General features: G+C 58.9%; 20 protein-coding genes and 2 tRNA genes. 14 read left to right on the top strand and 8 right to left on the bottom strand.

Annotation, left to right across the window (positions count from 1 at the left end):
• Positions 1 to 65 precede the first annotated feature (65 nt).
• Positions 66 to 437 (top strand): response regulator, encoded by a 372-nt coding sequence (locus tag BUB69_RS01820; RefSeq protein WP_073162004.1) that lies wholly within the window; start codon positions 66 to 68, stop codon positions 435 to 437.
• Between the two features lie 31 nt (positions 438 to 468).
• Complete coding sequence (locus BUB69_RS01815) at positions 469 to 1,746, top strand: glycosyltransferase (protein ID WP_175561640.1); 1,278 nt, start codon at positions 469 to 471, stop codon at positions 1,744 to 1,746.
• 6 nt (positions 1,747 to 1,752) lie between these two features.
• On the opposite strand, the gene cobF is transcribed toward BUB69_RS01815, so the two are convergent.
• Complete coding sequence (cobF, locus tag BUB69_RS01810; protein ID WP_073162003.1) at positions 1,753 to 2,511, bottom strand: precorrin-6A synthase (deacetylating); 759 nt, start codon at positions 2,509 to 2,511, stop codon at positions 1,753 to 1,755.
• Positions 2,512 to 2,638: 127 nt separating this feature from the next.
• On the opposite strand from cobF, the gene BUB69_RS01805 reads away from it, so the two are divergent.
• The 8 genes from BUB69_RS01805 (at position 2,639) to BUB69_RS01770 (ending at position 12,051) form a co-directional block, all read left to right on the top strand.
• Entirely contained in the window at positions 2,639 to 3,544 is a 906-nt protein-coding gene (locus BUB69_RS01805; RefSeq protein WP_073162242.1) for an AraC family transcriptional regulator, read from the top strand.
• A gap of 239 nt (positions 3,545 to 3,783) precedes the next feature.
• A complete protein-coding gene (locus BUB69_RS01800) occupies positions 3,784 to 5,106 on the top strand; it encodes an ABC transporter substrate-binding protein (RefSeq protein ID WP_073162002.1) in 1,323 nt (440 codons plus the stop codon).
• A 75-nt stretch (positions 5,107 to 5,181) separates the two neighbouring features.
• Positions 5,182 to 6,114, top strand: coding sequence for a carbohydrate ABC transporter permease (locus BUB69_RS01795; RefSeq protein WP_024684820.1), 933 nt, complete (start codon positions 5,182 to 5,184; stop codon positions 6,112 to 6,114).
• A gap of 10 nt (positions 6,115 to 6,124) precedes the next feature.
• A complete protein-coding gene (locus tag BUB69_RS01790; protein WP_004884895.1) occupies positions 6,125 to 6,958 on the top strand; it encodes a carbohydrate ABC transporter permease in 834 nt (277 codons plus the stop codon).
• Positions 6,959 to 6,989: 31 nt separating this feature from the next.
• Positions 6,990 to 8,096: an ABC transporter ATP-binding protein gene (locus BUB69_RS01785; protein ID WP_073162001.1), complete on the top strand. Its 1,107-nt coding sequence runs from the start codon at positions 6,990 to 6,992 to the stop codon at positions 8,094 to 8,096.
• Between the two features lie 18 nt (positions 8,097 to 8,114).
• Positions 8,115 to 9,596 carry a mannitol dehydrogenase family protein gene (locus tag BUB69_RS01780; protein WP_073162000.1) on the top strand — a complete coding sequence of 494 codons (1,482 nt, stop codon included), beginning with the start codon at positions 8,115 to 8,117 and terminating at the stop codon, positions 9,594 to 9,596.
• 9 nt (positions 9,597 to 9,605) lie between these two features.
• On the top strand, positions 9,606 to 11,087 hold the full coding sequence (gene xylB / locus BUB69_RS01775) for a xylulokinase (protein ID WP_073161999.1): 1,482 nt from the start codon (positions 9,606 to 9,608) through the stop codon (positions 11,085 to 11,087).
• Positions 11,088 to 11,112: 25 nt separating this feature from the next.
• Positions 11,113 to 12,051 (top strand): carbohydrate kinase family protein, encoded by a 939-nt coding sequence (locus BUB69_RS01770; RefSeq protein WP_073161998.1) that lies wholly within the window; start codon positions 11,113 to 11,115, stop codon positions 12,049 to 12,051.
• 150 nt (positions 12,052 to 12,201) lie between these two features.
• Here BUB69_RS01770 and BUB69_RS01765 read toward each other — a convergent pair whose 3' ends face one another.
• Both BUB69_RS01765 and BUB69_RS01760 read right to left on the bottom strand, forming a co-directional pair.
• Positions 12,202 to 12,747, bottom strand: a complete 546-nt coding sequence (locus BUB69_RS01765) for a hypothetical protein (RefSeq protein WP_073161997.1) — start codon at positions 12,745 to 12,747, stop codon at positions 12,202 to 12,204.
• A gap of 177 nt (positions 12,748 to 12,924) precedes the next feature.
• Positions 12,925 to 15,798, bottom strand: a complete 2,874-nt coding sequence (locus BUB69_RS01760; RefSeq protein WP_073162241.1) for a sensor domain-containing phosphodiesterase — start codon at positions 15,796 to 15,798, stop codon at positions 12,925 to 12,927.
• 268 nt (positions 15,799 to 16,066) lie between these two features.
• Between BUB69_RS01760 and BUB69_RS01755 the strand changes: the two genes are divergently transcribed.
• Together BUB69_RS01755 and BUB69_RS01750 are read left to right on the top strand one after the other, a co-directional pair.
• A complete protein-coding gene (locus BUB69_RS01755; RefSeq protein WP_073162240.1) occupies positions 16,067 to 17,131 on the top strand; it encodes an NAD(P)-dependent alcohol dehydrogenase in 1,065 nt (354 codons plus the stop codon).
• Positions 17,132 to 17,647: 516 nt separating this feature from the next.
• Entirely contained in the window at positions 17,648 to 18,010 is a 363-nt protein-coding gene (locus BUB69_RS01750; RefSeq protein ID WP_073161996.1) for an NUDIX hydrolase, read from the top strand.
• A 127-nt stretch (positions 18,011 to 18,137) separates the two neighbouring features.
• Here BUB69_RS01750 and BUB69_RS01745 read toward each other — a convergent pair.
• A tRNA-Val gene (locus BUB69_RS01745) sits at positions 18,138 to 18,214 on the bottom strand.
• 169 nt (positions 18,215 to 18,383) lie between these two features.
• Positions 18,384 to 18,460: transfer RNA gene (locus BUB69_RS01740), tRNA-Val, on the bottom strand.
• 183 nt (positions 18,461 to 18,643) lie between these two features.
• Here BUB69_RS01740 and BUB69_RS01735 point away from each other — a divergent pair.
• The gene (locus tag BUB69_RS01735; protein ID WP_073161995.1) at positions 18,644 to 19,927 is read left to right on the top strand and encodes an NAD(P)/FAD-dependent oxidoreductase; all 1,284 of its coding nucleotides are present in this window, start codon (positions 18,644 to 18,646) and stop codon (positions 19,925 to 19,927) included.
• Positions 19,928 to 19,982: 55 nt separating this feature from the next.
• Here BUB69_RS01735 and BUB69_RS01730 read toward each other — a convergent pair whose 3' ends face one another.
• On the bottom strand, positions 19,983 to 20,609 hold the full coding sequence (locus BUB69_RS01730) for a peptidase C39 family protein (protein ID WP_240033427.1): 627 nt from the start codon (positions 20,607 to 20,609) through the stop codon (positions 19,983 to 19,985).
• A gap of 289 nt (positions 20,610 to 20,898) precedes the next feature.
• Between BUB69_RS01730 and BUB69_RS01725 the strand changes: the two genes are divergently transcribed.
• On the top strand, positions 20,899 to 21,078 hold the full coding sequence (locus BUB69_RS01725; protein ID WP_073161993.1) for a hypothetical protein: 180 nt from the start codon (positions 20,899 to 20,901) through the stop codon (positions 21,076 to 21,078).
• Between the two features lie 97 nt (positions 21,079 to 21,175).
• Here the strand turns inward: BUB69_RS01725 and BUB69_RS01720 are convergent, their stop codons facing one another.
• Both BUB69_RS01720 and BUB69_RS01715 read right to left on the bottom strand, forming a co-directional pair.
• Positions 21,176 to 21,934, bottom strand: a complete 759-nt coding sequence (locus BUB69_RS01720; RefSeq protein ID WP_073161992.1) for a TerC family protein — start codon at positions 21,932 to 21,934, stop codon at positions 21,176 to 21,178.
• 38 nt (positions 21,935 to 21,972) lie between these two features.
• Complete coding sequence (locus tag BUB69_RS01715) at positions 21,973 to 22,215, bottom strand: hypothetical protein (protein ID WP_073161991.1); 243 nt, start codon at positions 22,213 to 22,215, stop codon at positions 21,973 to 21,975.
• Between the last annotated feature and the right edge of the window lie 131 nt (positions 22,216 to 22,346).

The following is a 22,346-nucleotide window of genomic DNA, read 5'->3' as shown; positions in this document are numbered from 1 at the left end:
GGTAAGGCGCAAGAGAGCTGCGCTTTTTGTATCAACATTATTTTCAGGCTTTAAGGAGTCAAACCATGCCGGACGCAACCAGCACCATTCTTGTGGTCGAGGACGACGCCATCGTGCGCATGCTAATCGTCGACGTGCTCGAAGAGCTGGAATACAAGGTCCTCGAAGCCGAAGATGCGGAGAGTGCCCTCGCCGTTCTGAAAACCGAGCACCCCGAAAACAAGGTCAACCTGTTGATGACGGATCAGGGCCTGCCTGACATGAAGGGTTCGGAACTGGCAAAAATTGTACGAGGCCTTTATCCAGAAATCCCCGTGCTGTTCGCCAGCGGTTATTCGGAAAACATCGATGTGCCTCAAGGCATGCATTCGATTGGCAAGCCCTTCTCCATCGACGACCTGCGCGACAAAGTGAAGAGCATTCTTGACCCACACTGATATCCCGACCGGCACTGACCCCAGACCACCCATGACCCGGCTGCTGATTATCGGCTACGTCTGGCCAGAGCCTCGCTCTTCGGCAGCCAGCGGACATGTGATGCAACTGATCCGTTGCTTTCTGGAGCATGGCTGGCAGATCACGTTCGCCAGCCCTGCAACCGAAGGCGAACACCGGGCCGACCTGATCGGGCTGGGCATCCACGAAGTACGCATCGAGCTTAATAACAGCAGCTTCGACACCTTCGTGAGCGAGCTGCAGCCCGATGTTGTGCTGTTCGATCAATTCATGATCGAAGAACAGTTCGGCTGGCGTGTCGAGCAGCAATGCCCCGATGCCCTGCGCATCCTGGAAACCTCGGATCTGCAGAGCCTGCGCCAGGCGCGCCATCAACTGCTCAAAGAGCAGTTGGAGGATGAGGGCCAGCCCGGCGATCTGCACAGCATTCCTGATCATTCGCCCGAAGTGCTGTTCAATCGCATGGCGGCCAGCGATCTTGCGCAGCGCGAAATGGCATCGCTGTACCGGTGCGACCTGAGCCTGATGACCTCGGATGTGGAGATCGAGCTGCTGACCGGCGTGTTCGGTCTGCCTTCATCACTGCTGCATTGGTGCCCCTTGATGATGGGCGCCCCCGCCGAACAGGCACTGCCGTTCGACGAACGCGCGCACTTCCTCAGCATCGGTAATTTTCGCCATGCGCCCAACTGGGACGCGGTGTTGTGGATGAAGACCGCGCTCTGGCCGCTGATTCGCCGACGACTGCCCGACGCGCAGTTGCACATCTACGGCGCCTACACGCCGCCCAAAGCCACCGCCTTGCACAACGCGGCGCAGGGGTTTCATGTCATGAACTGGGCCGAAGACGCCTTGCAGGTCATGTCTCAGGCCCGTGTCTGCCTGGCGCCCTTGCGTTTTGGCGCGGGCATCAAGGGCAAGCTTATTGATGCCATGCTGTGCGGAACCCCTTCGGTCACCACGCCAGTGGGCGCAGAAGCGATGAGCGGCGGGTTGCCCTGGCCAGGCCTTATTGCCCGCGACACCGCCGGGATCGCCGAGGCCGCAGTTCGCCTCTATCGGGACCGAACGCTGTGGGCCGACGCCCAAACGGCAGGCTGGGCGCTGTTGAACGACCGGTACCTGCACCCGCAACACTGCGCCAGCCTGATGGAGCGCATCGACACGTTACGCCAGAATCTGACCGGCCATCGGCTGGCCAACTTCACCGGCGCGATGCTTCGACATCACCATCACAAGAGCACCAAATACATGGCGCAGTGGATCGAGGCGAAGAATCGTACGCTGTGAGCGTCGCTAGCACGGCCTGCGCAACAAATAGGTGTCCATCACCCAGCCCTTGCGCTCCCGCGCCTCGGCGCGCAGTTGTTTGATGTGTTCGTACACGTCATCGAGCCTGCCTGACACCATTATCTCGTCCGGGGTGCCCAGATAAGCACCCCAGTAGATGTCCAGCCCCTTGCCGACAAAGCGCTCGAACGTGCAGTGGGCGTCCAGCATCACCACGGCGTTGTCCGGGCCTTCAGCCGGGCTTGCCGCCATGCGGCGTCCGGTGGTGATCAGCACTGGCTCACCGATCCGGTTCAGTGGGATGCGGTGCCTGGCCACCAGTGCCTGCACGCTGGTGATGCCGGGAATCACCTGATAAGCAAAGACTTCCCTGCCCCGTGCCAAAACCCTGTCAAGGATGCGCATTGTGCTGTCGTAAAGTGAGGGATCACCCCAGACCAGAAATGCGCCGACGTCGTCCACTCCCAGTTCCTCGCTCATCAGGCGTTCAAACAACACCGCGCGCTGCTCGTGCCAGTGCTCGACACCGCGCTCGTAGCGGGCCGGATCATCCTCGCGACGAGGATCCTGCACCTGCACCAGCCGATACTCATCGTGGCGGATATAGCGCTGACAGACCGCGTTGCGAAGCTGCAGCAGGTCATCATCGATGTAGCCTTTGTCGAGGATGAACACCACACTCGCCCGGTTCAGCGCATTGATGGCCTGGATCGTGATCTGCTCGGGATCACCGGCGCCCATCCCGATGAGGAGAATCTGTTTCATCGTCAATCACTCCCGGCTGTCGCCATGATCAGTCGCTGATCCTAAGGGTTTTTTCCGTCTCGGTCGGGCAATGATTCAGAAAATGAGGCACATTAACGTCCTGGCAACCACTGCAAACGGCTACGCCATGAGTAAAACAACAAGAATTGCGGACCCTTCCTACGAGTTGATGGACGACCACAACGGCCTGTCCATTATCTATCGCGAGCACGGTTTTCCCTGTCCGCTGGTACGCTGGCACTTTCACAAGGAATACGAACTGCATCTGATCGTCGCCAGTTCCGGCAAGGTCTTTGTGGGCGACTACATTGGTAACTTCCACCCGGCGAGCCTGTTCCTCACCGGCCCCAACCTGCCGCACAACTGGATCAGCCAGATCGATGAAAACGAAGTCGTGCCCAAACGCGACATGCTGGTGAATTTCACCGACGAACTGCTCGAAAGCGGCAATCAGGTGTTCGCCGAACTGCGCACCCTGGCGCCGTTGCTGGAGCGGGCACAGTACGGCATCGAATTTCGCTGCAAACGTACGATCCGCCAGGCAATGAAGCTGATGCAGCGCATCGCCGATTCCAGCGGCATCACACGTCTGGGCCACTTTTTCATTCTTCTGGAATTGCTCGCTGCCAGCGACGACTACCAGTTGCTGTCCGGCACGGCCGTCACCCAGACCGCAGACGAACACAGTGTCGACCGGACCAACAGAGCGGTGGATTACATCTTCGCCAACTACAGTCGAGAGTTACCACTTGAAGAAGTGGCCGACTATCTGGGCATGAAGCCCACTTACTTCTCCAGAGTGTTCAAACAGGCCACCGGGCGCTGCTTTGTTGAGTTCGTCAACCGCCTGCGCATCAGCAAATCCTGCGAACTGCTGGCCGATGGTGACAAGCCGGTGACCGATGTGTGTTTCGAGTCCGGTTTCAATAACATTTCCAACTTCAACCGACGCTTTCAGCAGCTCAAAGGCATGACCCCTTCGCACTACCGCCGCCTGGCCGTCCAGCGTCTGACCGAACAAAACCTGTACTGATTCGCCCCGCCTGCGCACGCATCGTCTACGCTGGAAGTTCGCCAACGCCTGTCACAAGGCGTTTGCGTAACAGCCACGCCCGCAAGCCCACTGCAAAAAAGTATCAGTCGGAGTGTGGTGCAGGATTTGTCTTTCGCGTCGAACGCCGGTGTAATCGGACCACATCTTCCTACCTCCGGAAGAGACAAAAACAATAACCGTCCTTCTGCAGCCTTCCGGGCGTGGAAGAGGAGTGATCAATGAAGACCTTCGCCAAAGCTCTGCTTGCAAGTTCCGTCCTCAGCACCTGCTTCATGGTCAGTGGCACCGCCACTGCTGGCACTGTGACTATCGCCACAGTCAACAACAGCGACATGATCCGCATGCAACGCCTCTCCAAGACCTTCGAAGAAAAACACCCCGACATCAAACTCAACTGGGTGGTGCTCGAAGAAAACGTCCTGCGCCAACGCCTGACTACCGACATCGCCACCAAAGGCGGCCAGTTCGACGTGCTGACCATCGGCATGTACGAAGCCTCCCTGTGGGGCGCCAAGGGCTGGTTGCAGGAAATGAAAGACCTGCCTGCCAGCTACGAGCTCGATGACGTATTCCCTTCGGTCCGTGATGGCCTGTCGGTGGACGGCAAGCTGTTCGCGCTGCCGTTCTACGCAGAGAGTTCGATCACCTACTACCGCAAGGACCTGTTCAAGAACGCGGGCCTGACCATGCCAGAGCGCCCGACCTGGACACAGATTGCCGAATTCGCCGGCAAGCTCACTGACAAGTCCAAGGAACAGTACGGCATCTGCCTGCGCGGCAAGGCAGGCTGGGGCGAGAACATGGCGTTGATCACCACGGTCGCCAACTCGTTTGGCGCGCGCTGGTTCGACGAGCAATGGAAACCGCAGTTCGACCAGCCCGAGTGGAAGAACGCTCTCAGCTTCTACGTCAACACCATGAAACAGTCTGGCCCGCCGGGCGCATCCAGTAATGGCTTCAACGAAAACCTTGCCCTGTTCAACAGCGGCAAGTGCGCAATCTGGGTGGACGCCAGCGTTGCCGGTTCTTTCGTGACCGACAAGACTCAGAGCAAGGTGGCCGACAACGTCGGCTTCACCTATGCCCCGCATGAAGTCACCGACAAAGGCTCGGCCTGGCTCTACTCATGGGCGCTGGCGATCCCGAACAGCGCCAAAAATGCCAAGGACGCCGCCGAGTTCACGCAATGGGCCACGTCCAAAGAGTATGCCGCGCTGGTTGCGCAGAAAGATGGCGTGTCCAACGTGCCGCCAGGCACCCGCGCGTCGACTTACAGCGATGAATACAAGACGGCAGCGCCGTTCGCCAACATCACCCTGGAATCACTCAAGGCCGTCACGCCCAAGTCGCCCACACTCAAACCTGTCCCGTATGTGGGCATCCAGCTGGTCACGATTCCTGAGTTCCAGGCCATCGGCACCAGCGTGGGCCAGCAGTTTTCGGCCGCCCTCATCGGCCAGAGCACAGTGGACAACGCGTTGAAAACCGCTCAGACCGCCACCGAGCGGGACATGAAGCGCGCGGGTTACCCGAAGAAGTAACCGCGTGCTGCGGGGCGGGAAACGCGTGTTTCCCGCTCTTGCCCTCAGACACTGTGATATCCGGTGGGAGCCCCCATGAAAACCTCAGCCATTTCTGATCGTACGGATTCGTCCGGCGAACTGCCCCCGATCAAAAGCCGTCGTTTCAAACCGGGCTGGTTTCTGGTCAGCCCATCCGTTGCCCTGCTGCTGGTCTGGATGATTGTGCCGCTGGGCATGACCATTTATTTCTCGCTGATCCGCTATAACCTGCTCTCCCCCGGCGACAACGAATTCGTCGGCCTTGAGAACTTCGAATACTTCGTGACCGACAGCGGTTTTCTGCCCGGCGCAGGCAACACCCTGCTGTTGGTGGGCAGCGTGCTGGCCATTAGCGTGATTCTCGGGGTACTGATCTCGGCGCTACTGGAAGCCAGTGAATTCTTCGGCCGCGGAATTGTGCGGGTACTGCTGATCTCGCCCTTTTTCATCATGCCTACGGTCAGTGCGCTGATCTGGAAGAACCTGATTTTCCATCCGGTCTCCGGCGTGTTGGCGGCGGTCTGGAAGTTCTTCGGGGCCGAGCCTATCGACTGGTTTGCGCACTACCCGATGCTGTCGATCATTATCATCGTGTCATGGCAGTGGTTGCCGTTCGCCATCCTGATTCTGATGACCGCCATGCAGTCACTGGATCAGGAACAGAAGGAAGCAGCACGTCTGGATGGCGCAGGTCCGATCGCAATCTTCTGGCACCTGACCCTGCCGCACCTGGCACGCCCGATTGCGGTTGTGGTGATGATCGAAACCATCTTCCTGCTGTCGGTGTTCGCCGAAATCTTCACCACCACCAACGGCGGTCCGGGCTTTGCCTCGACCAACCTGGCCTACCTGATCTACATCCAGGCGCTGCTGCAGTTCGACGTCGGCATGGCGTCTGCGGGCGGGCTGATCGCCGTGGTCATCGCCAACATCGCAGCGATCGTCCTGATCCGGATGATCGGCAAAAACCTCACCGACAAGTCATGAGGACCTTGCCATGATGACGCTCAAACAATCACGCCGCCTGCAAAGCCTGCTGCTCGGGACCCTGTCCTGGCTCATTGCCGCGCTGATCTTTTTCCCGATCTTCTGGATGGTGTTGACCAGCTTCAAGACCGAGATCGACGCGTTCGCCACGCCGCCGCAGCTGTTCTTCACGCCGACGCTGGAAAACTACCTGCACATTCAGGAGCGCAGTGATTACTTCCACTTCGCCTGGAACTCGGTGCTTATCTCCTTCAGCGCAACGATCCTGAGCATGCTGGTGGCCATTCCTGCGGCCTACTCGATGGCGTTCTTCGAGACCAAACGCACGCGCGGCACCCTGCTGTGGATGCTCTCGACCAAGATGCTGCCGCCGGTGGGAGTGCTGATGCCGATCTACCTGCTGGCCAAGACCTTCGGCCTGCTGGATTCGCGCCTGGCGCTGATCATCATCTATACGCTGATCAACCTGCCGATTGTGGTCTGGATGATTTATACCTACTTCAAGGACATTCCCGGCGAAATCCTCGAGGCTTCGCGACTCGACGGCGCCAGCACGCGCCAGGAAATCTTTCGCGTGCTGATGCCCATCTGCAAAGGCGGCCTGGCGTCCACCGCGCTGCTGTCGCTGATCCTGTGCTGGAACGAAGCGTTCTGGTCCCTGAACCTCACCTCGTCCGCTGCCGCACCGCTCACCGCGCTGATCGCCTCCTACTCAAGCCCCGAAGGCCTGTTCTGGGCCAAGCTGTCAGCCGTTTCGACCCTTGCGTGCGCGCCCATCCTGATTTTCGGCTGGATCAGCCAGAAACAACTGGTTCGCGGTCTCTCGTTCGGCGCCGTCAAATAGCCCCGGCCCACAGAATAAAAAGGAGTCCATCATGGCTAACCTCAGCATCAGAAATTTGCAAAAAGGCTTCGACGGTCACCAGATCATCAAGGGCATCGATCTTGACGTGAAAGACCGTGAATTCGTGGTTTTCGTCGGCCCGTCGGGCTGTGGCAAGTCCACCCTCCTGCGGCTGATCGCAGGGCTTGAAGAAGTGACGTCCGGCACCATCGAACTCGATGGCCGCGACATCACCCAGGTCACGCCGGCCAAGCGCGACCTGGCGATGGTGTTTCAGACCTACGCGCTTTACCCGCACATGACAGTCGGCAAGAACCTCTCGTTCGCGCTGGACCTGGCAGGCGGCAACAAGGCCGACATCAAGAAAAAAGTGGATGAAGCGGCGCGCATTCTGGAGCTGGGCCCACTGCTGGAGCGCAAGCCCAAGCAGCTTTCCGGTGGCCAGCGTCAGCGCGTCGCCATTGGCCGCGCCATCGTGCGCAACCCGAAAATTTTCCTGTTCGACGAGCCGCTGTCCAACCTCGACGCAGCCCTGCGCGTGCAGACTCGTCTGGAGCTGTCGCGACTGCACAAAGAGCTGCAGGCGACCATGATTTACGTGACCCACGACCAAGTGGAAGCCATGACCCTGGCCGACAAGGTGGTGGTGCTCAACGGCGGCAAGGTCGAACAGGTCGGCTCGCCGCTGGACCTGTATCACCACCCGGCCAACCTGTTCGTGGCAGGCTTCCTCGGCACGCCGAAGATGGGCTTTCTCAAAGGCAAGATCAGTCGCATCGACAGTAACAGCTGCGACGTGGAACTGGACGCCGGGACCCGGATCACGTTGCCGGTCAGTCGTGCGGGCCTTGCGGTCGGGGCACCGGTCACGCTGGGCATCCGTCCCGAACACCTGGACATCGCTCAGAGCAGCGACTGCCAGTTGCACGTCATTGCCGATGTCAGTGAACGCCTGGGCAGCGACACCTTTTGCCATGTGCGCACGCGCTCGGGTGAGGCGCTGACCATGCGTATTCGCGGCGATCTGGCCAGTCAGTATGGAGAGACGCTGAGCCTGCACCTGGACAGCACCCATTGCCACCTGTTCGACGCTGAAGGCCTGGTCATCGCCAAGGCCTTGCAGACCGCTGCCGCCTGAGTCCTGGAGAGTTTTGTCATGAAATTGAACAAGCAGAACCTGTCGCGCCTGGGCGCCGATATCGATGTGCCCGCTTATGCGACGGCCGACACCCGCCAAGGCATTGCGCATATCGGCGTTGGCGGTTTCCATCGCGCCCATCAAGCGTTCTACACCGACGCGCTGATGAACACCGGCGAGGGCCTGGACTGGAGCATCTGCGGCGTCGGGCTGCGCCCCGAAGACCGCGCCGTACATGACGCCCTCGCCCAGCAGGATTACCTGTACACGCTCTACGAGCTGGGCGACACGCCGGATACCAAAACCCGCATCATCGCCTCGATCAGTGGCATGCTGCTGGCCGAGGACAACCCGCAGGCGCTGATCGACAAGCTTGCCAGCCCGGACATTCGTATCGTGTCACTGACCATCACTGAAGGTGGCTACTGCATCGACGACAGCAACGGGCAGTTCATGACGCACCTGCCGCAGATCCAGCATGACCTTGCAAACCCGAGCAACCCGAAAACCGTGTTCGGTTTTCTCTGTGCCGCGCTGGACCGACGCCGCGCCGAAGGCACGCCGGCATTCACACTGATGTCCTGCGATAACCTGCCACACAACGGCGCAGTGACCCGCAAGGCGCTGCTAGCCTTTGCCGCCCAGCGCGATGCCGATCTGCACGACTGGATTGCCGAGCATGTGAGTTTCCCCAACGCCATGGTCGACCGCATCACACCGATGACCAGCGCTGCACACCGCTTGAAGCTGGCCGACGAAAAACACATCGACGACGCCTGGCCGGTGGTCTGCGAACCGTTCGTGCAGTGGGTGCTGGAAGACAAGTTCGTCAATGGCAGGCCAGCCTGGGAAAAGGTCGGCGTGCAGTTTACCGATGACGTGACGCCTTACGAGGAAATGAAGATAAAGCTGCTCAACGGCAGCCATCTGGCGCTGACCTACCTGGGCTTTCTGAAAGGCTATCGCTTCGTACATGAGACCATGAACGACCCGCTGTTCGTGCGTTATATCCGCGCCTACATGGACCTCGACGTCACGCCGCAACTCGCATCAGTCCCCGGCATCGATCTGGAGAGCTACAAGGACACGCTGATCGAGCGTTTCTCCAATCAGGCGATTGCCGATCAGCTGGAGCGGGTCTGCTCGGACGGCTCCTCGAAATTCCCGAAATTCACGATTCCGACCATCAACCGGCTGATTCTCGATCAGGGCAATCTGCAGCGGGCATCACTGGTAGTCGCCGCCTGGGCCCTGTACCTGAAGGGAGTGGACGAGAACGGCACGGTCTACAGGATTCCGGACCCGCGCGCCGAGTTCTGCAAGGGACTGGTCGCCGACGATGCGTTGATTACCGAACGCCTCTTGCAGGTCGAAGAAATCTTCGGCCTGATCATCCCGCAATCGGCCGCATTCGTTGCCGCGTTCGAACAGAACCTGAGTGACCTGCGGGAACGGGGCGTCAGTGCAACGCTGGAAAAACTTTTGGCTCAACGCCACTGAGGGACGGTCATGTTTCTTGGCATCGATTGCGGCACACAAGGCACCAAGGCGCTGGTGCTCGACGCGCAAAACGGGCAGGTGCTGGGCGAAGGCTCGGCACCCCATAGCCTGATCAGCGACCACAACGGCCGTCGCGAACAGGACGTCCAGCAATGGCTTGACGCTCTGCAGCAGGCCGTCGGTGAGGCCTTGGCGCGGGCCGGGGTCTCGGGTCAACAGGTCCAGGGCATCGGTATTTCCGGCCAGCAACACGGTCTGGTGCTGCTCGATGAGCATGGCCAGGTGCTGCGTCCTGCCAAGCTGTGGTGCGACACTGAAACCGCGCCCGAAAACCAGCGTCTGCTGGAGTATCTGGGCGGTGAACAAGGCTCGCTGGAGCGTCTGGGCGTGGTCATCGCACCGGGCTATACCGTCTCGAAACTGCTGTGGACGCTGGAACAGCACCCACAGTTGTTCCAGCGCATCGACAAGGTCCTGCTGCCCCATGACTATCTGAATTACTGGCTGACCGGGCGTTGCTGTACAGAATTCGGCGACGCCTCGGGCACCGGTTATTTCAACATTCGCACTCGCACGTGGGATCTGCCCCTGCTGGCGCACATTGACCCCAGCGGCCGCCTTGAAAAGGCACTGCCGCAATTGCTGGAAGCGGATACATCCGTCGGCACGCTGCGCCCCGAAATTGCCCGCCTGCTCGGCCTGAACCCGCAGGCGCTGGTGTCCAGTGGTGGCGGCGACAACATGATGGGGGCCATTGGTACGGGCAATATCCAGCCTGGCCTGATCACCATGAGCCTGGGTTCATCCGGCACTGTCTACGCCTATTCCGATCAGCCGGCGGTCAGTGAGCATGGTTCCGTGGCGGCATTTTGCTCGTCGTCCGGCGGCTGGTTGCCGCTGATCTGCACCATGAACCTGACCAACGTCACCTCAGCCATCCGAGCGCTGTTTGCGCTGGACATCGCCACCTTCAACGAGGCGCTCGCCAGCGCCCCGATCGGGGCCGAGGGTGTATTGATGCTGCCATTCCTGAATGGCGAACGTGTACCCGCCCTGCCCGAGGCCACCGGCAGCATTCTCGGTCTGGACAGCACCAATCTGAACCAGGCCAACCTTTGTCGAGCAGCTGTCGAAGGGACGACGTTCGGCCTGCGCTACGGGCTGGACTTGCTGCGCGCCAGCGGCATCAAAAGCGAGCGTATTCGTCTGATCGGCGGAGGATCAAAAAGCGCCATCTGGCGACAGATCGTGGCCGACATCATGAACACGCCGGTTATCTGCACCCGCCATGCCGAAGCCGCAGCGCTGGGCGCAGCGATTCAGGCTGCCTGGTGCTGGTCCAGCAGCAACGGGCAACCTGACAGCCTTCAGGACCTGTGCGAGCGCAGCGTGAGCCTGGACCCCGATAGCGAAACACGCCCGATCACGCAGAACGTGGACGCCTACCAACAGGTCTATGAACGCTATCAAGACCACCTGCGGGCAGTTTGACCCTGACCCTTTTTACGGAGCACTTATGTTTCTGGTTTGCGGCGAAGCACTGTTCGATATTTTCACCCGCGCTGACACAGGCGGCGCCCTCAACCGGTTGGGGTTTGATGCCATTGCTGGCGGATCGCCCTTCAACGTTGCCATCGGCCTGCGTCGTCTGGGTGCCGACGCCTCGTTTTTCGCGGGTGTGTCGACCGATTACCTGGGCTGTCGGTTACGGGCCGTTCTGGAACATGAAGCCGTCGATACCGAACACCTGATCGATTTCGACGCGCCGACCACGCTGGCCATGGTCGCGGTCGGCGCCGACGGCTCCCCTACCTACAGTTTTCGCGGTGATGGCTGCGCCGACCGCCAGTTACGCCATGAGCACCTGCCAACACTCGATGACAGGGTTCGCGGCATTCACGTGGGCTCATTCTCGCTGGTGGTGCAGCCGATCGCCGATACGCTGCTGGCCCTTGTTGCGCAGGAAAGCGGCAAGCGTCTGATCTCGCTGGACCCCAACGTGCGTCTCAATCCTGCTCCGGACATCCAGCGCTGGCGTACGCAGATCGCGGCATTCGCCGAGCACGCGCACTTGATCAAGGTCAGTGATGAAGACTTGCACCTGCTGTATCCCGACAGCGACCCGCAGCAGATTGCCGAGGGGTGGCTAAACGGCCATACGCACCTGGTGATCGTCACTCGCGGCACGCAAGGCGCAAGCATCTTTACGCGTGAACACGGGACGTGGTCAGTGCCTGCAAAAAGCGTGACGACCGCCGATACGGTGGGCGCTGGCGATACGTTTCAGGCCGCACTGCTGACGTTTCTCAGCGAGCGAAAACTGGACACGCCGCAGGCACTCTCACGTCTTTCCAGGGAGCAGTTGAACGAGATGCTGGCGTTTGCCGTCGCGGCAGCGGCGCTGACCTGCACGCGAGTCGGCCCGGACCTGCCGTACCGCAATCAACTGGCCTGACTGGACGGCAACGGTTTCGCGCCACCTGTGGCCTGCAATGCGAACCCGAACCCTCTTTTCGCAGGCAAAAAAATCGCCAGCAGGCCTGCTTCCAAGGACCGCGTGGAAGCAAGCCTGCCGGCGAAGGCGTCACTGCAGACTTTCGGGGTATCAGGCCAGCAATCCTGCCTTGATGCCCCGGATGCGCGTATTGATGTCATCCGCCACATCATTCTGCTTGTCCTTAAGCGCATCCTGAACTTTCTGGTCGATTGCCAGTTGGTCCTCAGGGCTCATGGCCGTGTACTGCTGCTGATTGATTCCGGTGAGCTTTTCACGCACCTTTTCTTCAGCGGTCTGCTTCAGCGAATCCATGAACTTCTGGACCGACCCGCCCACCGATGTATCCGATGCGCTGGCGTTGGCCGCTGAAGCGGTAACCCCGTTATCACGGTCGGCGGTCTTCTCGGAAAGCGACGTATCAGCGGCACTCTTGAGATTGACCATCATTCGTGCGAACGACTCGTTGTAGCCATTGTTGCTCTGTGTGTCATCTTTCGAAGCCGCGACGCTGGTCTGTGACGTGACCGGCAAGGCCCCATTGACAAGACCCGCGGCACTGACCGCGCCGAACGTGTCCTGAGACACCTCGTCTACGCTTTTGCGCCCGACAGCACGGGAAACCAGCTGTTCAAGCGCACCTGTGCCAATAATCATCTTTCACCTCCCGATGACATGATGCTCCTGGAACAAAGCAATTCGGATGCCAGCCAGACATAAACTTCATAAGCCTTTGATTTTAATAGACAAGTATCAACTTAAAGCCTGCAAGATTGATCGCAGCACACCGTCAATTGCCCGTCGCGGCAAGCTATTGCCGCACGCGTGAGGGGTTCATGCCGCATCGATCCGCAAATCCTCGAGCGGCATGGCCTGTGCGAAATAATACCCTTGGGCCTGCCCCGCACCCATTTCCCGCAGGGCCAGCAGGGTTTCGTGATTTTCAACGCCTTCGGCCACCACACTCAGGCCCAATGACTCGGCCATGCGCAGGATGGCCCTGACAATGGCACGGCTGCGCGCGCTGGTCGTCAGCTCGAAAATAAACGACTTGTCGATCTTCAGTCCGCTGAAGTGGTACTGATGCACATAGCTGAGGGAAGAGAACCCGGAGCCGAAATCATCCAGAACCACCGTCATGCCTTGATCAGCCAGCTGCTTCATGGACAGACGCGCCTGGTCGGGGTCCGCCACAAGCGCACCTTCGGTGAGTTCCAGGCACAGTCTGGTCGGCGATACATCACGCTCGGCCAGCATCGCCAGCACTTCGCAGGCGAAAGTCGGTCGGGTGATGCTGTAGCTGGAGCAATTGACATGCACCGGCGGCAAGTGAGCGTTGTCAGGGTCGGCAAGAACGGCGATGACCGCCCTGAGCATGTACAGATCCAGACGGCCGATCAGGCGCAAACCTTCCAGCGCCGGCAGGAAGCTTGCGGGCACAACCACCTGCCCATCGGGCAGTTTCCAGCGAATCAACGCCTCCAGCGCAAGCAGCCGGCCGGTGTTCAGGCATTTGATGGGCTGGAAGTAAGGGATCAACTGGTCGCTGCGCTTGAGTGCCTTGCGCAACGCTACTTCCTGTTCGATCTGGTCGGACACTTCACGACGCAGCGCCTTGTTGAACACGACAAAACTGTCACGCCCGCCGTTTTTGACCCGGTACATCGCAGTATCGGCATCACGCAGCAAGTCGGCGGGCTCCTGATGAAAGCGTCGGTCGGCGGCCACGATGCCGATGCTGCACGAGGTGAAGACAGTCTGGTCATCGACCACAAATGGCGATTCGAAGGCCGTCAGGATGCGTTGCGCGATACCCGTTCCCACTTCCAGTGGAGCGCCCATGGCCAGTACCGCAAATTCGTCTCCCCCCAGGCGAGCCAACAGGTCGCCATCGCGCAGGCAGCCGCGCAACCGGCGCGCCGCCTGAATCAACAGCAGATCCCCGCAGTGATGCCCCAGGCTGTCGTTGACGATCTTGAACCGGTCCAGATCGATGAACATGACAATCAGCGGCCGTGCCCGCTCGCAGAAACTTCGCCACGCGGCATCCAGTTGCTGCTGCAAGTGGCTGCGATTGGGCAACCCTGTCAACGAGTCGTGGGCGTTCTCATGCTGGAGCCGCGCATTGACCAGATCCAGCTCTCGGGTGCGATCACGAACCCGCGCTTCGAGCTGCACATTGGCCATGTGAATGGCCTCCGCGGCGCTTCTACGTGACAGTGCCGTGTCGATGTGGCGCGATACAAACGTCAGCAACTCCTGATCACGCAAGGTGTAGCTGACGTTCTTCGAATAGCTCTGTACGACCAGAACGCCCCTTACCTTTTCGTCTTCAAACAAAGGTATTCCCAGCCAGGACGTCGAGCGGTTGGACTGGTTCTGCACCTCGATTTCCCGTTCTGCCTCAAGCCTGCGGGCATCTTCCTCGTCGATCAGGCAAGGGCGGCGCTGTCGAATCACATACTCGGTAAACCCTCGCTGGCCACGGCGTGACGCAGGCGGCCTGGTCAGGCGTTCATCCACGTAATAAGGAAAGGTGACTTCCCCGGTGGAGTCGTCATAAAGCGCAATGTAAAAATTGAGCGCCACCAGCAACTCGTCAACGATGGTATGCAGGCTCTGAAACAGCTCGTTCATGTCCCCCTGACGACTCGACAACTCGGCGATCTGAAACAGCGCGCTCTGCAGATGCTCGGCGCGCTCACGTTCCACCACTTCCTGACGCAACGCATGGTTGACGGCCGACAATTGTTGAGTGCGCAACAACACGGTCTGTTCAAGGTCGGCGCGATGCAGCAGCCTGTCCATGGCCATCGCCACATGCCGTGAAACGGCTGAAAACAATGCCCGGTCCTGATTGCTGTAAACCCTGGAAATGTCGTAGACCTGCATGGCAACCATGCCAAACACTTCGTCAGACGCATTCTTCAACGGCGCGCCCATCCAGAACTCCGGGCGACGTCCCTTGCAGGTGAAACGTCCCTGCGTACGCGCCTGCTCGATCCCGGCGGCGTCGATACACAAGGGTTGCCCGTGCAGCAGCACATAACCGGTCATGGAAATGTCGGACTGATCCAGATACTCGAAAGTCTCCGGCTGCATGGCCTCGTCGTCGAACCGGTCAATGTAATACGGGTATGTGATCTTGCCGCTCTGGCTGTCATAAAGCGCCAGGTAGAAGTTTTCAGCATCGATCAGTGTGGCGAGCTGTTGATGAGTCCCTTCCAGGAACGCGCCCCTGTCACGGGTGGAGCTGGCGAGCAAACTGATCTCGTACAGCGCACGCTGGGTGATCTGCGCCCTGATCAAAGCCGCGCTCTGCAACAACATGCCGAGCCTGACAGACAGGTCTGCAAGATGCGGGTTGCTCGTCTCGCTCATGGGGGCCAGCAGCCAGCCGAGCACCTCTTCGCCATGACCCGTTACCCATCGAAACACTTGCCGAGCGGTACAGAACGCTTCGAACAGGTCGATATCGATAGAGTCAGGCCACTCGAACTGACCTGCCCCCTGCGCCAACAGGCGCTTTTGTTCGCCTGCGATGTACACCGCCCACGCAGTCTGCGGCATTTGGGCAAACGCCGCGCCCAGCAGTGCTTCAATGGCAGCATGATTGGAAAACCGGTCGAGTCTGTTGACCGAAACGTCGCCCGATTCGGCGAGGCTGATCGGCTGACGCAGGCAGGAAACCGAGGGGGCTACTGTCATGAAAACGAAATCCGGAAACACATGGCAATTAGAGTTGACGCCGCTGATCACAGGAGGCAAGCGCGCCATGGCATCACTGTGCAGATTGCGATGCAAGGATTGTACCTGCGTTCCTTGCGCCACGTGGCATTGAGGCGACAACGGGTGGCTCAGGCACTAACCAGGGTGATGACCTGTCAGACACTATTCGCAACGCAGGCAGTTCTCCAGGTTCACGTCTATGCTGGCCTGCGCTTCATTCGCCACTGACGACCTCCAGGTGATTGCAATGATCAAGACCCTCAGCTACGCAGCGCAGACGTCCAAAGATGCTCTCAAACCCTACAGCTTCGAGCGCCGCACACCCGGTGCCGAGGACGTACAGATCGACATTCTTTTTTGTGGGGTCTGCCATTCCGACCTGCACACCGCGCGCAACGAGTGGCACAACACGATTTACCCGTCAGTTCCAGGCCACGAGATCGTCGGCCGGGTGACCGCCGTCGGTTCGGGCGTCACGCAGTTCAAGGTGGGCGACCTGGCGGGCGTCGGCTGCATGGTCGACAGTTGCCAACAGTGCGCATCATGCTCTGAAGGCGAAGAGCAGTATTGCGAACAAGGTTTCACGGGCACCTACAACGGGCCGGTTTTTGGCGGCGAAAACACCTTCGGCGGCTACTCGGACACCATTGTCGTCAAAGAAAAATTCGTGCTGCGCATTTCCCACAGCGACAATCTGGCAGCCGTTGCACCGCTCCTTTGTGCAGGCATCACCACCTATTCCCCCCTGAACCACTGGAAAGTCGGCCCCGGCAAGAAAGTGGGCATTGTCGGCCTGGGCGGCCTGGGCCACATGGGTGTGAAGATCGCTCATGCGATGGGCGCTCACGTGGTGCTGTTCACCACCTCACCGAACAAGCGCGAAGACGGCCTGCGCCTGGGTGCCGACGAAGTCGTGGTGTCCAGGAATCCTGATGAGATGGCCGCGTACGCCAACAGCCTGGATTTCATCCTCAATACCGTTGCCGCCCCTCACGACCTGGATGCGTTTCTGGCGCTGCTCAAACGCGACGGCACCATGACGCTGGTGGGTGCGCCCGCCGAACCTCATCCTTCGCCTACCGTATTCAACCTGATTTTCAAGCGTCGCAGCCTGGCGGGCTCCTTGATCGGCGGGATCGCCGAGACTCAGGAGATGCTCGATTTCTGCGCCAGGCACGGGATTGTCTCGGACATCGAAATGATCGCCATGCAGGACATCAATGAAGCCTACGAGCGCATGCTCAAAGGTGACGTGAAGTACCGTTTCGTGATCGACATGGCAACCCTCAAGCAAGAAAGCTCTGCGGCCTGACCGTCGCGCTCCCGCATCGGGCAGACTCGGATAAAGCCTGCCCGAAATCCGCATGCTCATAAAAGAAGCGCAGGCGACTGTACGAAAACCGTTCGTCAAATAGCCCTTCCCTCGCCGTCGCCACGCCATTGACACGCACTTTTTTGGGGCGCGAAATCGTCGTCCGGTTGAAATACAGCGAATGGGCTAAACCCGTCGGCGCCGCTGGAGGCGTCATGCTCGCAGGAGAGGAGAAAGCAATGACCTTTCTCACATCCCTGAGCGACGGCCGAAAATGCTCGCTGGCAACGACGAAAGGACCTAACAGAAGTCATTGGAGCGCATGGCGGTGCGGGACATCCCCCTCCATCGTAGATAGCAAGGTTCGATGTTTTCTATCTGGCACTGAATGTGCTTTAGCGAACTTATGAACTTTTTATTACATTTTGGTGACTACTCACCACTACACACCGGTCTCAAGTTCACGAAGTCCTTGCAGATACTCAGGGTGAAGGACGCTTATCAGGTGAACGGAATATGAAGCAACGGGCCACAATCATCTGCGAGCGAGACGGCCAGATCCTCTACGTGCGCAAACCAAAATCCAAATGGGCACTGCCAGGCGGCAAGATCGAAGCCGGGGAAACGCCCGTTCAGGCGGCGATTCGTGAGCTGTGTGAAGAGACAGGCCTGAAGAACCTGGAGCTGCGCTACCTTGCCGAATATGAAAAGGATCGGGTGACGCACTATGTGTTCATGACGCTGGTGCCCGACGCCAGCGAACCCTCGCCGCAAAACGAAATAGCGGCCTGCAAATGGCTCGCGCCAAAGAATGTGACAGACCTCAAGACCAGCACTGCGACCCGCAGTATCGTCAAGTCCTTCGCCAGAAAAAGCTGAACGCCGCTCACCGCAAGCGTGCGCTTTGCGTACGCCTGCGGGGCTGAGCGTTTTTCAAAGGCAAACGAAAAAAGGATGATCCTTTCGGATCACCCTTTTCATACCGCCCAGCAGAGCGGATTTTGTTTGGTAGGCGCGATTGGACTCGAACCAACGACCCCCACCATGTCAAGGTGGTGCTCTAACCAACTGAGCTACGTGCCTGCTGTGGGTCGGCATTCTACGGATATTCAGATACGTGTCAATCGCTTTTTTGGCAGTAACCCTCTGAATATGCGAATTATTTGACTGCTCAGGATTCGGCCCCTGAAACGAAAAAAGGCGGCCCTTTCGGGTCGCCTTTTTTCTACCGCCCAGCAGAGCGGATTTTGTCTGGTAGGCGCGATTGGACTCGAACCAACGACCCCCACCATGTCAAGGTGGTGCTCTAACCAACTGAGCTACGTGCCTGCTGTGGGTGTGCATCCTACCGGCTTTGACATTCATGTCAATCTGTTTTTATCGCTAACCCTATGAATTAACATGTTTTTTGCACAGCCCCGAACAAAAAGTCTTTTTCCCCGGCGCTGGCAGAGCAACATTATCTCGGGTAGGATCGACGCACTCGTCAAGAATATTAAACGGAGTCTCAGGATGGCCAACACGCCCTATCCACAGTCCTACTACGCTGCGTCAGCCCATTCAGTGCCCGAACGTCCTGCGCTGCAAGGTGAGGTGGAGACTGATGTGTGCATCATCGGTGCCGGGTACACAGGACTGTCGAGCGCTCTGTTTCTGCTGGAAAATGGCTTCAAGGTCACCGTTCTGGAAGCCGCCAAGGTTGGATTCGGCGCCTCGGGCCGCAACGGCGGGCAGATCGTCAACAGCTACAGCCGCGATATTGATGTCATCGAGCGAACGGTTGGCCCGAAACAGGCTCAGTTGCTGGGACACATGGCATTCGAAGGCGCAGCGATCATCCGCGACCGCGTCTCGCGCTACGGCATCCAGTGCGACTTGAAAGACGGCGGCGTGTTTGCAGCACTCACAGGCAAGCAAATGGCTCACCTTGAAGCGCAAAAACGCCTGTGGGAACGCTACGGGCATACTCAGCTGGAGCTGATGGACCAGCGACGCATCAATGAAGTCGTGGCCTGTGAACAGTATATCGGCGGTATGCTGGATATGAGCGGCGGCCACATTCATCCGCTCAATCTGGCCCTCGGTGAAGCGGCTGCCGTCGAAACGCTCGGCGGGACTATCTACGAGCAGTCAGCTGCAATCCGCATCGAGCGAGGCGCAAGCCCGGTGGTGCATACCGCTCAAGGCAAGGTTCGCGCAAAATTCATTATCGTGGCGGGCAATGCCTACCTCGGCAATCTGGTGCCGGAACTGGCTGCCAAGTCCATGCCTTGCGGCACTCAGGTGATTACCACCGAGCCGCTGAGTGAAACACTCGCCAGAACCTTGCTGCCGCAGGATTACTGTGTCGAAGACTGCAATTACCTGCTGGACTACTACCGCCTCAGCGCCGACAACCGCCTGATCTTCGGGGGTGGCGTGGTGTATGGCGCGCGTGACCCGGCCAACATCGAAGCCATTATCCGGCCGAAGATGCTCAAGGCGTTCCCCCAGCTCAAGGACGTGAAGATCGATTACGCGTGGACCGGCAACTTCCTGCTGACACTGTCTCGCCTGCCTCAGGTCGGACGACTGGGAGACAACATTTATTACTCGCAGGGCTGCAGCGGACACGGCGTGACCTATACCCACCTGGCGGGCAAAGTGCTGGCCGAAGCGCTGAGAGGTCAGGCCGAGCGGTTCGACGCCTTCGCCGACCTGCCGCACTACCCTTTCCCGGGTGGACAGCTGTTGCGAACGCCGATGACGGCACTGGGCGCGTGGTATTACAGCCTGCGAGACAAACTGGGGTTTTGACCCCCTCATGAAAACGGCGCCTCATAGGGCGCCGTTTTCGTTATCAGTGTCTATTTCATTTAACGCCACGGTTCAGCGTTCGGGTCGCCTCACCTGCCGCCTGCTCCTGCCCGGCCTGAGACAAATCAGCGGCTGCCTTGAGCCAGCGCTGCGAGTCGACCTGGGCCGGCAACTGTCGAGGCGACTGAATCAATACCGCCCAGCCTCCTGCATGCTTCCATGCGGCGACAAAGCTGCTGAAGCTCATGACATAACGCCGATCCATGCCCGCCTGCAGCAATACGGTCTCCTTGACCCTGTTGTAGCCGACCAGCACGCCATAACGCGGCTCCTTCCAGAAGGCAGAGCCTTGCGAGAAGCGCAGCATCACAGGGTAGCCAGCCGAGACCTGAGTCAGCAGCGACTCCAGCGTGCTGTCCAGCGGGTACACCACAAAACCGTACTCGCGGGCGACTCTGGGCATGTTCTGATCAAGACGATCTTCAGCGCCAGGCAGTTGTAACGGTTTATCCAGCAAACCCGGCGTGGTTTGCACCTGTTGATGGGTCAGCATGGTCGCCAGCGCCACAGGACCGCTCTGATAGATGTTGCCGCGAAAGAAAGGTACCGAGTTGAGCTCGACGCGATCCGGCAGGCTTTTTATCTGCGGAGTCACCATCGAAGCGCATCCCGACAGGCTCATGACGAGCACAGCGAGCAGTAGCAAACCCTTTGAACGAACTGCGTTTACAAGACTGGATACCGGCGACATGTTCACTCACTTCAACTGACATCGAGCAATCATCACTCGACCTGAATGCGGATCATAGAGCCCTCGGCGAGTCCGGTATAGCCTTTGGGCGCAGTCAGGCGAAGCCGATAGATCGAATCGGTCATACCAGAACGCCATTGGTCAATTAATCGAAACATGCCCAGTACTAGACTGTCAGTTATCAGGAATGCAACACAAAGCAGGAATGACGGAGGCAGTTATGAGCCTGGAATTGACAATCGTGATGCTGATCGCTTCGTGGCTTGCTGTGGCGTGCGCCATGCTGTGGGGAGTGCTGCGTATTTCCCGCCGCCATCACCCGCGCAGCGATGCAGCCACGCCTGTGGGTCGCCCCCCTTTGAACAGCCCCGTAAAGGTTCACCCGGCTGCGGCTCATTGAGAAAACTTCACGCCTGATCAAGTCGCGCTGGCTGAGCCTGTAAACGTAAAACGGCCGACCCGATTGCTCGGGCCGGCCGTTGTTTTTTACAGCGCTATCAGACCGTGGAAGCCTGACGGGCGGCCTTCTTGCGCTTGGCCTTGCGCACCAGCATGTTCAGGCCTTCAATCGCTGCCGAGAACGTCATGGCGGCGTAAATGTAGCCCTTCGGAACATGGGCACCGAAGCCTTCGGCGATCAGCGTCATACCGATCATGATCAGGAAGCCCAGCGCCAACATGACCACTGTCGGGTTGTCGTTGATGAACTTCGCCAGCGGGTTGGCGGCAACCAGCATTACCACTACGGCACTCACGACAGCGATGATCATGATCGGCAAGTGCTCGGTCATGCCCACAGCAGTGATGATGCTGTCGATGGAGAACACCAGGTCCAGCATCAGGATCTGAACGATCGCGCTACCCATGGTCAACGCAACGGTGGCGCTCAAGGTTTTCTCTTCCTCGGTCTTCACGTCCATGCTGTGATGGATTTCCGTTGTCGCTTTCCAGACCAGGAACAAACCACCGGCGATCAGGATCATGTCCTTCCACGAGAAGGCCTGACCAAACATTTCAAACACCGGCTCGGTCAACTGCACGATGTACGCCACGGTGCTGAGCAGGCCCAGGCGCATGACCAACGCCATGCCGATGCCCAGCTTCCTGGCCTTCTCACGCTGGTGTTCCGGCAGCTTGTTGGTGATGATCGAGATAAAGATCAGGTTATCGATACCCAGTACCACTTCCATCACGACCAGTGTCGCCAGTGCAATCCAGGCGGCTGGACTGGTCACGAGTTCCAATAGGTATTCCATAGATCACTGCCCTGCCTGAGCCAATAGTTGAACGAACGTTAGATTTCTTTACCGGGTTTGCTTTCTGATTCAGCGGAGCCTGATGCCGGTTCCAGCACCGAAAGTTCCCGCTTGGCCTCGTCCAGCGCCTTGGTTGCCGCCTGATGTGTTTCGTCGATCGCCTGCCTGGCTGAATCCGCGGCCTTGTCCAGCACTTGCTTTGACGAAGACTCGATCTGATCGCACCCTGCCATTACCAGCAGCGAACCGCCCAATAGTACAGCGTAAAATGATTTTTTCATGTGTCCCTCGACAGTCAAGGCCGGACAGTGCTTTCGGTCCGGCGTTGGAACAGCATTCTAGGGAAACGGAAACATCAGGAAAATTCGATTTTATAAGCGATATACTTCGGTTTTAACGAATCGGGAATCGA

The sequence above is a fragment of the Pseudomonas asturiensis genome (assembly GCF_900143095.1).
GTDB classification, from domain to species: domain Bacteria; phylum Pseudomonadota; class Gammaproteobacteria; order Pseudomonadales; family Pseudomonadaceae; genus Aquipseudomonas; species Aquipseudomonas asturiensis.
The sequence above is the reverse complement of the archived record's forward strand: the minus strand, read 5'-3'. Positions and strand labels throughout refer to the sequence as shown.